Source organism: Ensifer oleiphilus (assembly GCF_013371465.1).
In the GTDB taxonomy this organism is placed as follows: domain Bacteria; phylum Pseudomonadota; class Alphaproteobacteria; order Rhizobiales; family Rhizobiaceae; genus Ensifer; species Ensifer oleiphilus.
The window spans coordinates 1,145,159-1,160,362 of sequence record NZ_JABWDU010000001.1; the positions used below are offsets into that span (position 1 = coordinate 1,145,159).

The 15,204-nt window shown below is 62.1% G+C and carries 16 protein-coding genes; 12 read left to right on the top strand and 4 right to left on the bottom strand.

The window, feature by feature from the left end:
- Window positions 1-102: 102 nt before the first annotated feature.
- Both HT585_RS05515 and HT585_RS05520 read right to left on the bottom strand, forming a co-directional pair.
- Complete coding sequence (locus HT585_RS05515) at window positions 103-555, bottom strand: TIGR02301 family protein (protein WP_176352196.1); 453 nt, start codon at window positions 553-555, stop codon at window positions 103-105.
- A complete protein-coding gene (locus tag HT585_RS05520) occupies window positions 555-1,004 on the bottom strand; it encodes an NUDIX domain-containing protein (protein WP_176352197.1) in 450 nt (149 codons plus the stop codon). The genes HT585_RS05515 and HT585_RS05520 overlap by 1 nt, the downstream gene beginning before the upstream one ends.
- A gap of 58 nt (window positions 1,005-1,062) precedes the next feature.
- On the opposite strand from HT585_RS05520, the gene HT585_RS05525 reads away from it, so the two are divergent.
- On the top strand, window positions 1,063-1,842 hold the full coding sequence (locus tag HT585_RS05525; protein WP_176352198.1) for an SOS response-associated peptidase: 780 nt from the start codon (window positions 1,063-1,065) through the stop codon (window positions 1,840-1,842).
- A 13-nt stretch (window positions 1,843-1,855) separates the two neighbouring features.
- Here the strand turns inward: HT585_RS05525 and HT585_RS05530 are convergent, their stop codons facing one another.
- Window positions 1,856-2,008, bottom strand: a complete 153-nt coding sequence (locus HT585_RS05530) for a hypothetical protein (RefSeq protein ID WP_176351951.1) — start codon at window positions 2,006-2,008, stop codon at window positions 1,856-1,858.
- 413 nt (window positions 2,009-2,421) lie between these two features.
- Here HT585_RS05530 and cysS point away from each other — a divergent pair, with 413 nt between their 5' ends.
- The 8 genes from cysS (at window position 2,422) to rarD (ending at window position 9,549) form a co-directional block, all read left to right on the top strand.
- A complete protein-coding gene (cysS, locus tag HT585_RS05535) occupies window positions 2,422-3,813 on the top strand; it encodes a cysteine--tRNA ligase (protein WP_176351952.1) in 1,392 nt (463 codons plus the stop codon).
- 110 nt (window positions 3,814-3,923) lie between these two features.
- Complete coding sequence (locus HT585_RS05540) at window positions 3,924-4,304, top strand: VOC family protein (protein ID WP_176351953.1); 381 nt, start codon at window positions 3,924-3,926, stop codon at window positions 4,302-4,304.
- Between the two features lie 12 nt (window positions 4,305-4,316).
- Window positions 4,317-4,808, top strand: a complete 492-nt coding sequence (locus HT585_RS05545; protein WP_176351954.1) for a GFA family protein — start codon at window positions 4,317-4,319, stop codon at window positions 4,806-4,808.
- Window positions 4,805-5,281 (top strand): GFA family protein, encoded by a 477-nt coding sequence (locus HT585_RS05550; protein WP_176351955.1) that lies wholly within the window; start codon window positions 4,805-4,807, stop codon window positions 5,279-5,281. The genes HT585_RS05545 and HT585_RS05550 overlap by 4 nt, the downstream gene beginning before the upstream one ends.
- Window positions 5,278-5,775: a GFA family protein gene (locus HT585_RS05555; protein ID WP_176351956.1), complete on the top strand. Its 498-nt coding sequence runs from the start codon at window positions 5,278-5,280 to the stop codon at window positions 5,773-5,775. The genes HT585_RS05550 and HT585_RS05555 overlap by 4 nt, the downstream gene beginning before the upstream one ends.
- Before the next feature lie 2 nt (window positions 5,776-5,777).
- Entirely contained in the window at window positions 5,778-6,740 is a 963-nt protein-coding gene (pip, locus tag HT585_RS05560) for a prolyl aminopeptidase (protein WP_176352199.1), read from the top strand.
- Window positions 6,741-6,766: 26 nt separating this feature from the next.
- Entirely contained in the window at window positions 6,767-8,383 is a 1,617-nt protein-coding gene (gene cimA / locus HT585_RS05565; protein WP_176351957.1) for a citramalate synthase, read from the top strand.
- Between the two features lie 227 nt (window positions 8,384-8,610).
- Complete coding sequence (gene rarD, locus HT585_RS05570; protein WP_176351958.1) at window positions 8,611-9,549, top strand: EamA family transporter RarD; 939 nt, start codon at window positions 8,611-8,613, stop codon at window positions 9,547-9,549.
- Between the two features lie 75 nt (window positions 9,550-9,624).
- Here rarD and HT585_RS05575 read toward each other — a convergent pair whose 3' ends face one another.
- Entirely contained in the window at window positions 9,625-10,245 is a 621-nt protein-coding gene (locus HT585_RS05575) for an LOG family protein (protein WP_176351959.1), read from the bottom strand.
- Between the two features lie 243 nt (window positions 10,246-10,488).
- Here HT585_RS05575 and HT585_RS05580 point away from each other — a divergent pair, with 243 nt between their 5' ends.
- From HT585_RS05580 to HT585_RS05590, 3 genes are all read left to right on the top strand, one after another.
- Window positions 10,489-12,279: a LysM peptidoglycan-binding domain-containing protein gene (locus HT585_RS05580; protein WP_176351960.1), complete on the top strand. Its 1,791-nt coding sequence runs from the start codon at window positions 10,489-10,491 to the stop codon at window positions 12,277-12,279.
- Window positions 12,280-12,498: 219 nt separating this feature from the next.
- Window positions 12,499-14,391, top strand: coding sequence for an ATP-binding cassette domain-containing protein (locus HT585_RS05585; protein WP_176351961.1), 1,893 nt, complete (start codon window positions 12,499-12,501; stop codon window positions 14,389-14,391).
- A gap of 113 nt (window positions 14,392-14,504) precedes the next feature.
- On the top strand, window positions 14,505-15,203 hold the full coding sequence (locus HT585_RS05590) for a phosphatidylserine decarboxylase (protein WP_176351962.1): 699 nt from the start codon (window positions 14,505-14,507) through the stop codon (window positions 15,201-15,203).
- Window position 15,204: the final 1 nt, after the last annotated feature.

A 15,204-nucleotide genomic window follows, 5' to 3' on the forward strand; every position in this document is an offset into this window, starting at 1 on the left:
AACGACCGTGACCCGGTTGTCACTTCTTACCACTCTCTTAACGAAATTAGCAGCCTTTTCCCGAAACGACACGGGGTCGTGAGAAAAGAGGTTAATTTATCGCTAATTTCCAAAGCGGGCGACGATTTCTGACGCAAGTGTTGCTCCTTCGGCACGATATCGCTGTTCGGCGACGATCGCTGGCTGGGTACAGGTCGTGTAGACGGAGGCAAAAGTACGATACCCGCGGTTGAAGGCGGCGGTCATCCTCTCGCGTCGTTTCGCTTCATTGGCCGTTTCCTTGTCGATCAGTTCCTGCATCGAGCGCCGCCAGACGTCCTCGGGCTCCTTGACGCAGAGATTGCGCAAATAGTGCACCGATCCGAGAACTTCGGCGAGGCGAATCAGTCGCTGGTCATAGGGCGTTGGCTTCTCCTCGACCGCAACGGGCGCGGGGCCTTGCACCTGCGCCTTATCCTGCGGCGGTGACGCCGTCTTCTGCGCCGCTGCGGCGGTTGCCGTGGCGACGATCAGTGTCGTCAGAGTAAGGCGGGCAATGATCGGGCCGAATGTCATCATTCCATCAAGTCCGAATCGGCGGCTGTTTCAAGGCGCCGGCCCTCGGCGGCCAGTTTTTCCACGCATTCACGAACACTGTCGGGGATGGGAAGCGCAAAGATCTCCTGTGGCGTGAACCAGCCGAGCCCGGCCGCATCGTCGCTGGCAACGGCAACGGCACCAGCGTCCGCCTGCGCTCGGAAAACGGAGAGGAAGAAGTGCCGTCCTTCCGATTCCTTGCCGGGCAGATCGTAGGTTTCAAACAGCACCGGTTCGCGTGCGTCGATGCCTGTTTCTTCCCGCAATTCACGCAGGGCCGTCTCTTGCGGCGTTTCACCCGGCTCGGCGCGGCCACCCGGAAACGCGTACATGTCGGCCGAAGGCGGATTGGCGCGTCGCACCAGCAGGTAACGGCCATCGCGTTCGAGAATGACGGAGGAGGCGAGTTCGGGCTGTTTCGGCATGATGGAATCAATTTCGATCGGTATCGTTGACCCATCCTACGTGAAGTGCCACATCCATGTCATGTGCGGACGTTTTGCGCTGACGGCGACGCCGGAAGAATTGATCGAGCTGTTCGGCCTGCTGGAAAGCGATGATTTTCCGGCCCGCTTCAATATTGCACCCACGCAGCCGATCATCGTCGTCATGGCTGCAGATGGCGGCGGGCCGGGCAGCAACCTGCCTGAGCGCCGGGCGCTTCTTGTCCGCTGGGGTTTTACGCCCGGCTGGGTCAAGGACCCCAGGGATTTTCCGCTTCTGATCAACGCCCGCGCCGAGACGGCGATCGAGAAGGCATCGTTTCGCGCCGCGATGCGCCACCGTCGCGTGCTGGTTCCGGCATCGGGCTTCTATGAATGGCATCGCCCCGCAAAGGGCAGCGGCGAGGCCTCGCAGGCCTATTGGATTCGCCCGCGAAAGGGCGGCATCGTCGCCTTTGCCGGCCTGATGGAGACATGGTCTTCCGCCGACGGTTCAGAGGTCGACACGGCTGCGGTGCTGACGACCAGCGCCAATCCGGCAATTGCGCCCATCCACGATCGCATGCCTGTCGTGATTCATCCGGAAGATTTCGCCCGCTGGCTGGACTGCAAGACGCAGGAGCCGCGCGACGTCCTCGATCTCATGACGCCTGCGCCGGAAGATTATTTCGAGGCGATCCCCGTTTCCGACAAGGTCAACAAGGTCGCAAACGCCGGGCCGGATATTCAGGAAGCGGTTGTTCCGCTACTGGTGCCCAAGGCGACGGCAAAGAACGACAAGAACGGGGACAAGTCCGACGACGGGCAAATGTCCCTGTTCTGATGCCCGTCAGTTCTCAGGCCGGCTGCTTCTTCAGCTTGACCGCGGGCTTTGCCTTTATCTGCAGGGCAGCGGCAAGCACGGCTTTCAGGCCGAGCGGGCGATATTGTTGAACCAGATCGGCGGATGTCTTGGCGATATCGGTGGTCTTGGCGGCCTTCACGTGCATGCACTCCTTGATGCTTATCCTGGGCCGGAAACGCCTCGTTCTCGCTTGCGTAAACGACAACGATGCTCCTCCTCGGCTTCTCCGGAGACAGGAATCAGGGTGCAGGGCCAAGCTGCACCGCGAATCTCCTTCCCGCGTGGCGATCCCAGATAAGCCAAATCATGACAAATCCATGACCATATCAGTGCCTTGATAGTCGGCTGTGCTTGGCAGGCCGCTGACCACTTGACCGACGCCATGCGAAGCGCGATAAGTGAGCCCATGAAAACGGTTACCTGCATTATCTGCCGGAAGATTATTCGCTAGCGCTCCGCTGGCCTGGCCGTTTTCGTCTGCCGAAATCCAAGATGACAAACGCGCGGGCCTCCCGGGCGCCGTATTTCTGACGGTTGCATGCGTATTGGAGATTTGGAATGGGCGGAGTGCCGACACTTAAGCTGTACAACACGCTGACGCGGGAGAAGGTCGATTTCAAGCCGATCGATCCTGACAATGTCCGCATGTATGTCTGCGGCCCGACCGTGTACGACTATGCCCATATCGGCAATGCGCGTCCGGTCATCGTCTTCGATATCCTGTTCCGGCTGCTGCGTCATGTCTTTGGCGAGCAGAAGGTGACCTATGTCCGCAACATCACCGATGTCGACGACAAGATCAACGCGCGGGCGTTGCGCGACTATCCCGGCCTGCCCTTGAACGAGGCGATCCGGCATGTGACCGAGAAGACCGAGACGCAGTTCCTCGAAGATGCCAAGTCGCTCGGTTGCCTCGATCCTGACGTGCAGCCGCGTGCGACCGATAACATTCCGCAGATGATCGACATCATCGACAAGCTGATCGCCAAGGGTCATGCCTACAAGGCCGGCGGCGAAGTGCTGTTCGACACCAAGTCGATGCCGGACTACGGCCAGCTTTCCAAGCGCAATCTCGACGAGCAGCAGGCCGGCGCCCGCGTTGCCGTCGAAGTCCACAAAAAGCATCCGGGCGACTTTGTGCTGTGGAAACTCTCGGCCGACCACGAGCCGGGCTGGGAGAGCCCATGGGGCAGGGGCCGTCCCGGCTGGCACATCGAGTGCTCGGCCATGAGCGGACGCTACCTCGGCGAGATCTTCGACATCCACGGCGGCGGGCTCGACCTCATCTTCCCGCACCATGAAAACGAGATCGCCCAGTCGCGCTGCGCCCACGGCACGGATGTGATGGCGAATGTCTGGATGCACAACGGCTTCCTGCAGGTCGAAGGCCGCAAGATGTCGAAGTCCGAAGGCAACTTCGTTACCATTTATGAGTTGCTGCACACCGAAAAATTCGGCGGCCGCAAATGGCCGGGCGACGTGCTGCGCCTTGCCATGCTGATGACCCACTACCGCGAGCCGATCGATTTTTCGATCAAGCGGCTGGAAGAAGCCGAGCACTTGCTGTCGAAATGGCCGGTGCCGGGTGACGTCCAGGGCGAGGTCGACCCGGCTATCGTCGCGGCGCTGTCGGACGACTTGAACACGGTGGCGGCGGTTCAGGCGCTCCATGCTCTGGCGCAGAAGGCTGCCGGCGACCCTGCACTCAGAGGTAGCTTTGCCGCAAGTGCGTCGCTGCTCGGCATCGTGCCGCAGGCCGTCGAACTCGACGAGGCCGTCGTTCACGAGGTTGATGGCCGTGTGCGTGCACGCCTGGAACTGTTGAAAGCAAAGGATTTCGCTGCGGCCGACAGGATCCGCGACGATCTGCTGGCTCAGGGCATTCAGCTCAAGGATGGCAAGGACCCGGCGACCGGCGAACGCGTGACGACGTGGGATGTGAAGCGATGAAAATCGTTTGCCAATCCGTGCTGTCGTGGTCGGTCGACCGATGTCAGGCAGGGAACGGCGCTCGCAGTTTGGTGGCGTGAGGCAAGGGGCATGAAGGAGGAGTTCGGGCAATGATCGATCATACCGGCATTTCGGTTGCGGACTTCGACAAGGCGAAGGCCTTCTATGACAAGACGTTCGCCCCGCTTGGAGCATCCTTCCTGATGATGGTGCCATCAGAGCATACCGGCGGCGTCAAGGTTGGCGGCTACGGTCGCGAGCGGCCAGTCTTCTGGCTGCATGAGGCCGCGGCCGGTCCCGGCCGGCACTATGCCTTCACTGCACGCAGCCGCAGCGAGGTCGATGCTTTCCATGAAGCGGCGCTCTCCGCCGGCGGCCGCGACAACGGCAAGCCGGGACTGCGGCCGCACTATCACCCGGACTATTACGCCGCCTTTGTCTTCGATCTTGATGGCAACAACATCGAAGCGGTCTGCCATGCGCCGGCTTGAGGAGACGCGGCGATGAGCCTCGACAACCGACCACACTATGCCGGCGGCTGCCAATGCGGTGCCGTGCGCTTTCGCGTCGAGGGCGTTCTTGGCGACGCGTCCGTCTGTCATTGCCGCATGTGCCAGAAGGCGAGCGGGAACTTCTATCTGCCGCTGGTGTCGGTGCGCGGCGCAACCGTGACCTGGACCCGCGGCGAGCGCAAGCGCTTCCAGTCGTCCAACTTCGGCTGGCGTGGATTTTGCGGCGATTGCGGCACGCCGCTGACCTACGAGGCGCCCGACGGCATGGCACTGGCGATTGCCGCCTTCGACGAGCCGCAGGGGATCGTGCCGACCATCCAGTGGGGCGTCGAGGGCAAGCTGCCCTATGTCGACGACGTTCCGGAGCTTCCAGGCGAGGAGACGCTGGCCGATGCCGAGGCAGCTTCATTCCTTGCCGATCTCGTTTCCTACCAGCATCCCGATCATGACACCGAAACCTGGCCCCCGGAGGACAAGAAATGACGGAGACTGTTCGAACAGGCGGGTGCCAATGCGGTGCTGTCCGCTTCCGCATCCGCGGTCAGCTCGGCCGTCCGTCGATCTGCCATTGCCGCATGTGCCAGAAGCAGTTCGGCTCCTTCTTTTCCGCGCTGGTGACGGCGCCGAAGGACGGCGTCGAATGGACCCGCGACGCCCCGAGCTATTTCCAGTCCTCGGTCAATATCGATCGCGGCTTCTGCGCGAAATGCGGCACGCCGATGATCTATCGCCATCCCGGCGGCATGGAGATCGCCATCGGCACCTTCGACGATCGCAGCGATCTGGCGCCGCAGATCCAGGTCAACTACGCCTCGCGGCTTCCCTGGGTCGAGACCATCTTCGATCAGCCAGCGCTGACAGATCCGGATTTCTACAGCAGGCAGGAGAGTATCATCTCCTTCCAGCACCCCGATCACGAGACCGAGCAATGGCATGAGCCCGGAGTGTTCAAATGACGATTTCGCGCATCTTTACCGGCGGCTGCCAGTGCGGAGCGGTCCGCTACCGCGCCGAAGGCGTGCTGGCGGATGCGCATATCTGCCATTGTCGCATGTGCCAGAAGGCGGCCGGCAATTATTTCATGCCGCTCGCCAATATCGCCCGCGACAATTTCGACATTACCCGCGGCCAGCCCTCGTGGTTCCGCTCCTCGCACCTGGTGCGCCGCGGCTTCTGCCACGATTGCGGAACGCCGCTGTTCTATGACATGCCGGATGAGGACTTCCTCAACATCGTGCTTGGTTCGCTCGACGATCCCGACGACCTGCCGCCAATTTATCAGTCGGGGGTGGAATCGCGGATGGTGTGGTTCTCGCGGCTTGCGAAACTTCCCGAAAGGCAGAGCGACGATGGCAGCGAGCTTTCCGCCACCCGGCATCTGCTCGTGCTCGAAACAAACCGCCAGCATCCCGATTACGATACGGTGCACTGGCCACCGATGAAAGACTGATGATGACTGCTGACTTGCGTACGCTCTATCCTGAAATCGAACCCTATGCGTCGGGCCATCTCGACGTCGGCGACGGTCACTCGGTCTATTGGGAACGGGTGGGGACGCCAGGCGCCAAGCCGGCCGTCTTCCTGCACGGCGGGCCCGGAGGCACGATCTCGCCCAACCATCGCCGGCTGTTCGATCCCAGCCTCTACGACGTGACGCTGTTCGACCAGCGCGGTTGCGGCAAGTCGACGCCGCATGCGGAGATCGAAGCCAATACCACCTGGCACCTCGTCGCCGATATCGAGCGTCTGCGTGAAATGGCGGGCGCGGAAAAATGGCTGGTGTTCGGCGGCTCCTGGGGATCGACGCTGGCGCTCGCCTATGCGGAGAAACACCCCGAGCGCGTCACCGAACTGGTGCTGCGCGGCATCTATACACTCACCAAGGCGGAACTCGACTGGTACTATCAGTTCGGCGTCTCGGAAATGTTTCCGGACAAGTGGGAGCGCTTCATTGCGCCCGTTCCCGAAAACGAGCGCCACGAGATGATGCATGCCTATCACCGGCGGCTGACCAGCGACGACAGGGCGACGCGGCTTGCGGCGGCCAAGAGCTGGAGCATCTGGGAAGGCGAGACGATTACGCTGCTGCCCGAACTGTCGACCAGCGGCCGCTTCGAAGAAGACGAGTTCGCCGATGCCTTCGCCCGCATCGAGAACCACTTCTTCGTCAATGCCGGCTGGATGGAGGATGGCCAGCTGCTGCGCGACGCCCATCGCCTGCATGGCATTCCCGGCGTCATCGTCCAGGGACGCTACGACATGCCATGCCCCGCCAAGTACGCCTGGCAATTGCACAAGGCGTGGCCGGAGGCGGAGTTCTACCTGATCGAGGGGGCAGGGCACGCCTATTCCGAGCCCGGTATCCTCGACCGGCTGATCCGCGCCACAGACAAGTTTGCAGGCAAGACCGAGTAACGACTGAGCATTATTGGAAACGAGCCATGACCAGGGAACGCATCTACCTCTTCGACACGACGCTACGGGACGGGCAGCAGACGCCCGGCATCGACTTTTCCGTCGAGGACAAGATCGCGATTACCACGCTGCTCGACGACTTCGGCATGGACTATGTCGAAGGCGGTTATCCAGGAGCAAACCCGACCGACACCGAGTTCTTCAAGCGCCGTCGCACGAAGAAGGCGTCCTTCGTCGCCTTCGGCATGACCAAGCGCGCCGGCGTTTCCGCCTCGAACGATCCGGGCCTTGCCGCCCTGCTCGAGGCAAAGAGCGACGCGATCTGTCTCGTCGCCAAAAGCTGGGATTACCACGTGGCCGTAGCGCTCGGCTGTTCCAACGCGGAGAACCTCGACAATATCAGCCAGTCCGTCGCAGCCGTCGTCGGTGCCGGCCGCGAAGCGATGGTCGATTGCGAGCATTTCTTCGATGGCTACAAGGCGAACCGCTCATATGCGCTTGCCTGCGCCAAGGCAGCCTTCGAAGCGGGTGCGCGCTGGATCGTGCTTTGCGACACCAATGGCGGCACGCAGCCGCATGAGGTGCGCGAGATCGTCTCGGCTGTCATCGCCGCCGGCGTGCCCGGCGCAAATCTCGGCATCCACGCCCACAACGATACCGGCCAGGCGATCGCGAATTCGCTCGCGGCGGTGGAGGCCGGTGTTCGCCAGATCCAGGGGACGCTGAATGGTATCGGCGAGCGCTGTGGCAACGCCAATCTGGTGACGCTCATCCCCACTTTGGCGCTGAAGGAGATCTATTCGAGCCGATTCGAAACGGCGATCGATGCCGACCGCCTGTTGGAGTTGACCAAGCTCTCGCATGCCTTCGACGAGCTGTTGAACCGCTCACCGGATATGCAGGCGCCCTATGTCGGCGCTTCGGCGTTCGCCACCAAGGCCGGCATTCACGCCTCGGCGCTCCTGAAGGATCCGCGCACCTATGAGCATATTGCTCCCGAAAGCGTCGGAAATCTCCGCAAGGTCATGGTGTCGGATCAGGGCGGCAAGGCGAACTTCATCAACGCCTTGAAGCGCCGCGGCATCGTCGTCGGCAAGGACGATCCCAAGCTCGACAAGCTGATCGCGATCGTCAAGGAGCGCGAGGCGACGGGCTATGCCTACGAAGGCGCCGATGCGAGCTTTGCGCTGCTGGCAAGCCGCATCCTCGGAACGGTGCCGGATTTCTTCCACGTCGAAAGCTTCCGGGTGATGGTCGAGCGCCGCTTCGACGCCAACGGCCAGCTGAAGACCGTCTCGGAGGCAGTCGTCCGGGTCGTCGTCGATGGCGAGACGATGATGTCGGTTGCCGAGGGGCACGGCCCGGTCAACGCGCTCGACTTGGCGCTGCGCAAGGATCTCGGCAAGTACCAGTCCGAGATCGATGACCTGGAGCTTGCGGACTACAAGGTCCGTATCCTCAACGGCGGGACCGAGGCGATCACCCGCGTTCTGATCGAATCGACCGATGGCACGGGCGCGCGCTGGTGGACGGTTGGGGTCTCCGACAACATCATCGACGCCTCGTTCCAGGCGCTGATGGACAGTATCATTTTCAAGCTCCTGAAGAACCGCGACCATGTCGGGTTGATCGCCGCGGAGTAACGCGTCGCACCGCACAGAACGGGCAGGGCGCGCCCATGATGGGTGCTCCTGCCCAAAGTATGAGCAAAATTCACCATCCGTTCACGGAAATGAATTGGTGCATTGAGGGGCATTGGAGTACGACGCCCTACGGAAGGGTTTGTCAGCCTGCAAGGCTGCGTCTTCATTGCGACCGGAGCGGGCGCGTCGCCACGACAGCCTCCGGCGAATACATCAGGAAAAACATCATGGCCGAGCCGAACGCGAAAGTACCCGCAGAAAACACCGATTCCGCCCAAGGCTTCGCCTTTGCGCTGACGGCATATCTGCTCTGGGGCTTCCTGCCTTTCTTCATGAAGGCGATCGCCCATATCCCTGCGCCGGAAGTCGTGGCGCACCGTATCGTCTGGTCGGTTCCGCTCGCAGGTCTCGTGCTCGTCTGGCTCGGGCGCACGGAAGACGTCAAGGTTGCGCTTCGCTCGCCGCGGATGCTGCGCATGGCGGCTCTGACGGCCGTACTCATCACCATCAATTGGGGCATCTATGTCTGGGCGATCGGCGCGGGCCGGGCGATCGAGACTGCGCTCGGTTATTACATCAATCCGCTGTTTTCGATTTTCCTCGGTGCGCTGCTTCTGAAGGAAAAGCCGAGCCCGGCGCAGATGGTGGCGATCGCGCTGGCGGCAGCCGCCGTTGCCGTGCTTGCGTTCGATGCCGGCGGTCTGCCCTGGGTGTCGATCGGGCTCTGCCTCTCCTGGGGCTTCTACGCCTTCTTCCGCAAGACGCTGCCGATCGGGCCGAACCAGGGCTTCTTCCTAGAAGTGCTGCTGCTCAGCATTCCTGCAATCGGTTACATCATCTGGCTCGAGACCACCGGCCAGGGGCACTTCGGCGACACAGGCATGACTGACGTGCTGTGGCTGATGTCGTGCGGCGTTGTCACCGCCATTCCGCTGATGATCTATGCCAACGGCGCCAAGCTGCTGCGGCTGTCGACCATCGGCATCATGCAGTACATCGCGCCGACGATGATCTTCCTGATCGCCGTCTTCGTCTTCCACGAGCCCTTCGGCACGGCAAAGCTGATCGCCTTCGGCCTGATCTGGGCGGCGCTGGTGATTTACTCCGGTGCCATGCTGGCACAGAGCCGCGCCCGTCGGGCCGAACAGGTCAGCCCGGCGGAGTAACAAATCCGACCCAATGAAAAAGGCGCGCCCGGGCAGACGCGCCTTTTTTGATTCTGCGACGAAATGAGTCCGCGCCTAGAGCCGCGAAATGATCTCGGCTTCGCCCTCGCGACCGTTTGCACCGCCAGCGGCCGCAAGGATCGCCGGCACGATATCCTCGGCCTTTTCGACGACGAGCGGCTGGACGAGATGGGCGGTGTGCACGAAGCCTTCGTCGCGCATGTGCTGCAACAGATCCAGCATCGGCTTCCAGAAGCCGTTCATGTTGCCGAAGACCATCGGTTTGCGGTGCCGCCCGAGCTGCGCCCAGGTCATGATCTCGACGATCTCTTCCAGCGTGCCGATCCCACCCGGCAGAGCGACGAAGGCGTCGGCTCGCTCGAACATGGTGTGCTTGCGCTCGTGCATGTCGGCGGTCACGATCAGCTCGTTGAGCTGGCCGAGCGAATGGCGGGTTGCTTCCTTGTCCATCAGGAATTCGGGGATGATGCCCGTGACCTCGCCGCCATTGGAAAGCACGCCGCTTGCGACTGCTCCCATGATGCCGCGGGTGCCGCCGCCATAGACCAGCCTGAGGCCGTGGTCGGCGATCGAGCGGCCGAGCGCGCGGCCGGCTTCCATGTAAATTGGGTCGCGTCCCGGCTGCGAGCCGCAGTAGACGCAGATGGATCGAATCGTGCTTGTTTCAGTGTTCATCCGGTCAAAAAACATTGCAGCGCAGCAAGGGTCAAGAAAAATGAGGGGAAAGCCGGGTTCGCGGCACTTGCAGAAGGGGCGGCTTCTTGTCTGCTACACTAGGAAACGCTAGCAATTTCAGGGATCGATTGAAGAAATTGGGCGGGTTGCTCGCAGTTGCGCTATAATGATTGCGCAAGCCCCGCGCCTTAGGCCGATGAGAGGGCATGCGCGGGGCACCGCTCCGCTCCTGTGGAGAGTGGCATGATCAAGAATAAGGCCGGCTGGGTGGCCCTTACTGTCCTTGCGGCAGCGACAGCGTTGATGGTTTTTGTAGTTCAACCGAATTTGCGTGGCGGCAAGGAAGCGTCAGCCGATGGCACGGCAAACGCCCCGGCCCAAACCGGTGAGACGGCATCTTCGACCGGCGGGCCTCAGCCCACGCCGGCTGCAAGCGCCGAGACTGCCGCGAAGCCCGATGACGCCAGCAAGGTGGCGGAGCCGCAACCGGTCGCAAGCGCTGTGGACGCGAAGCCGCCGGTCGAGGATGCATCCATTCCCGGTTTCGACGTTCTGCGCGTCGAACCCGACGGATCGACCGTTGTTGCCGGCCATGCCGCACCGGGCGCCAAGCTCGAGATTCTCAACGGTACCACCGTCGTCGGAACGGCTGACGTCGGCGTGACCGGCGATTTCGCCGCTGTCTTCGATACGCCGCTTCCGGCCGGTGACTATCAACTGACCCTGCGCGCCGTCGGTGAAGACGGCGTCGCCAGGAATTCGCAAGAGGTCGCAACGGTTTCCGTCCCGAAGGATGCCACCGGCCAACTGCTTGCTATGGTCTCCAAGCCGGGCGAGGCCAGCCGCCTGCTCACCACGCCCGACGCTCTTGGGAGTGCCACGCAGACGACCGACACGCCCGCCTCGCAGCCGGCTGCCGCGACGTCTGCCGACGTGGCGTCGGCAACACCGCAGGCGACGAGCGATGCTACGGCCAACACGGCAAAGCCGAACGGGGCTACGGGGCTGCAGGTGACCGCCGTCGAGATCGAGGGTGCGAAGATGTTCGTCGCAGGCAGCGCAAAGCCCGGTGCCCTGGTTCGCATCTATGCTGATGACAAGCTGCTCGGTGAAATGAAGGCCGACGACAAGGGCCACTTTGTCGTCGACGGCGAGATCGAGCTTTCGGTTGGCAGCCACATCATCCGTGCCGACATGCTGAGCGAAGACGCAAGCAAGGTTGTCATGCGCGCATCCGTACCGTTCGACCGGCCGGCAGGTGCCCAAGTCGCAGCCGTTGCCGGTCCGGTTTCGGCCGCCGCAACGGCCGGCCTCGACGGCTTGCGTGCGGAAGCCGGCAAGGCGCTTGCGCTGTTGAAGGGGCTGTTCGCCGACGGCAAGGTGCCGACGGGCGAGCAACTCGCGGCAGCACGTTCTGCAAGCGAATTTTCCCTGAAGTCGCTGGCTGATTTCAGGCTCACTGACAATTCCGATCAGGCGCTGAGTGATGAGGTCGCCCGGACGGCGAAGGCTGCAGCCGACGCGCTGGCGGTGCTGAAGGATGCTCCGCAGGATGCCTCGAGCGTCGCTGCGGCGCTTGGCAAGGTCGAGGCATCGGTCGGCGCCATCCTCGCCGAGCGCGGCAGCGCCACGCCGGCGGTGACTGCCGCGGCTGAGCCGGTCGTGTCGGGCGAGGTCGCCGAGGCTTCCGGTGCGGCGAAGGTCAAGGGGGCCGGTAGCGCGATCGCCAATGACGTCGCCGCTGCACAGCCTTCTATGGCTTCCACCGAAAGCCCGACCCAGCCGGAAACGGTGGAGCAGGCGCCGCTGAAGGAAAGCAAGAGTTCGGTCATCATCCGCCGTGGTGATACGCTCTGGCAGATCTCACGGCGCGTCTACGGTGCGGGCGTTCGCTACACCACGATTTACCTCGCCAACCAGGCCCAGATCGAAAACCCCGACCGGATCCGTCCGGGTCAGGTCTTCGGCGTTCCGGACCAGGCACTTTCCGACGAAGAATCGCGGGAAATTCACAAGAAGCATATGAAACAATAGCAATAGACCGTTCGTCGGCGCCCGTTGCATTGCGGTGGCGCCGACGGAGACCTATCTGTCGAACAGGGCGGCGTCTTCAACGAGACGCCGCTTTTCATTGGATGGCGACGAAGTGGCCCGATATCCTTTTCCAAGGTTCAGGGCTCTAAGCCATAATTACGCAGCCATGATGGTCAGACCGTCCGTCAGCGTGTGCGAAGAGTGAAAGCGGATCAAGACGTGGCACCTGCGAACCAGACGAAGACGATTTCCGCCGATACGAGCAACCCGTTTCGGACCATCGTCAACCTGTGGCCCTATATGTGGCCTTCGGATCGAGCCGATCTGAAGCTGCGGGTCGTCTGGGCGACGATCATTCTGGTGATTGCCAAGGTCGTGCTGATCCTCGTTCCCTATTTCTTCAAATGGGCGACGGATGCGCTGAACAACAAGCCGGACGCGCTGGGCTTTCTGCCGCAGTTCCTCGGCGGCGCGGTCATGCTGGTGCTTGCCTACAACCTTGCGCGCCTGTTGCAGGCGGGGCTCAACCAGCTGCGTGACGCGCTGTTTGCCAGCGTCGGCCAGCATGCGGTTCGCCAGCTCGCTTACAAGACCTTCGTGCATATGCACCAGCTGTCGTTGCGCTTTCACCTGGAACGCCGCACCGGCGGCCTGTCCCGGGTGATCGAGCGCGGCACCAAGGGCATCGAAACGATCGTTCGCTTCACCATTCTGAACAGCGTTCCGACGCTGATCGAATTCCTGCTGACCGCGGTGATCTTCTGGTGGGGCTACGGTTTCAGCTACCTGCTGGTCACGGCCATCACCGTCTGTCTCTACATCTGGTTCACGGTCAAGGCGAGCGACTGGCGCATCGCCATCCGTCGCTCCATGAACGACAGCGACACCGACGCCAATACCAAGGCCATCGACTCGCTACTGAACTTCGAGACCGTCAAGTATTTCGGCAACGAAGAGATGGAAGCCAAGCGCTTCGACAGATCCATGGAACGCTATGAGAAGGCGGCGACCCAGGTCTGGACCTCGCTCGGCTGGCTCAACTTCGGCCAGGCGATGATCTTTGGTGCGGGCACCGCCGTCATGATGATCATGTCCGCGCTTGCCGTGCAGCGCGGCGAACAGACCCTAGGCGACTTCGTCTTCATCAACGCCATGCTGATCCAGCTGGCCATTCCGCTCAATTTCATCGGTTTCGTCTATCGCGAGATCCGTCAGGGCCTGACCGACATTGAACACATGTTCGATCTGCTCGACGTGGAAGCCGAAGTGGTTGACCGCCCGGATGCGCGCCAGCTTGCCATTGCCAGCGGCGCAATCGCCTTCAAGGACGTGCACTTCGCCTATGATCCAAAGCGGCCGATCCTCAAGGGCATCAGCTTCGAGGTTCCGGCCGGCAAGACCGTTGCCGTCGTCGGCCCTTCGGGCGCCGGAAAATCGACGCTTTCGCGGCTTCTCTATCGCTTCTACGACGTGCAGCAGGGCACGATCACCATCGACGGGCAGGACGTGCGCGATGTGACACAGAAGAGCCTGCGCGCGGTCATCGGCATGGTGCCGCAGGATACGGTCCTGTTCAACGACACCATCGCCTACAATATTCGTTACGGGCGTGTGTCGGCGAGTGAGGAAGAGGTGGTGGCTGCGGCGGAGGCGGCACAGATCGCTAACTTCATCCAATCGCTTCCCGAAGGCTTCCAGGCGATGGTCGGCGAGCGTGGACTGAAGCTTTCCGGCGGCGAAAAGCAGCGTGTTGCCATTGCCCGTACGATCCTGAAGGCGCCGCCGATCCTTATTCTCGATGAAGCAACCTCTGCGCTGGACACCCGCACAGAACAGGAAATCCAGTCGGCGCTCGATGTCGTATCCCGCAACCGGACGACGCTGGTCATCGCTCATCGGCTTTCGACGGTGATCAATGCCGACGAGATCATCGTGCTGAAGGATGGCGTCATTGCCGAGCGGGGCACGCACGGGGAACTGATCGATCGCAGCGGACTTTATGCTTCCATGTGGAGCCGCCAGCGTGAGGCGACCCAGGCGGAAGAGCAATTGAAGCGTGTACGCGAGAGTGATGATCTGGGCATCGTCACGCGTGGCGAGCCGGCGCTATGACGGCATGCGCATTGGCTGATCACGACGCGTATTGTCGCTGTCGGGCGGGCGACGTTGCCGCGGGCGGCATTTCGCGCTAGGTCACGTTCCACAGCAAATCTGGAGTAGAGTTCATGAGCTTGGTCAATACGGTGCGCAACACGCTGGTCCCGGTGCACAAGGAAGGCTATCGCTTCATCGCGATCTTCTTCGTCGTGTCGCTGGTGCTGGGCTTCCTGTGGGAGCCGTTGATGTGGATCGGCTTTCTGCTCACCGCCTGGTGCGCCTACTTCTTCCGTGATCCCGAGCGCATGACGCCGATCGACGACGATCTGGTGATCAGCCCGGCTGACGGCCGCGTTTCGTCGATCGCCATGGTGACGCCGCCGGAAGAGCTGGGTCTCGGTTCCGAGCCGATGCTGCGCATTTCGGTGTTCATGAACGTTTTCAATTGCCACGTGAACCGGGCGCCGATGACCGGCACCATCCGCCGCATCGCCTACCGCGCCGGCAAGTTCGTCAACGCCGAGCTTGACAAGGCCAGCCACGAGAACGAGCGCAATGGCCTCGTCATCCAGACAAAGCACGGCGAAATCGGCGTCGTACAGATTGCCGGTCTCGTTGCCCGCCGCATCATGTGCTGGAAGTATGAAAACGCATCGCTCGACGCCGGCGAGCGCTTCGGCCTCATCCGCTTCGGCTCGCGCCTTGACGTCTTCCTGCCGGAGGGTGTCGAACCACGCGTCAGCCTTGGCCAGACCGCGATTGCCGGTGAAACCGTGCTTGCCGAATTCGGTTCGGCCAAGGGCCCGGTCATCAGCCGTCGCGCATAAG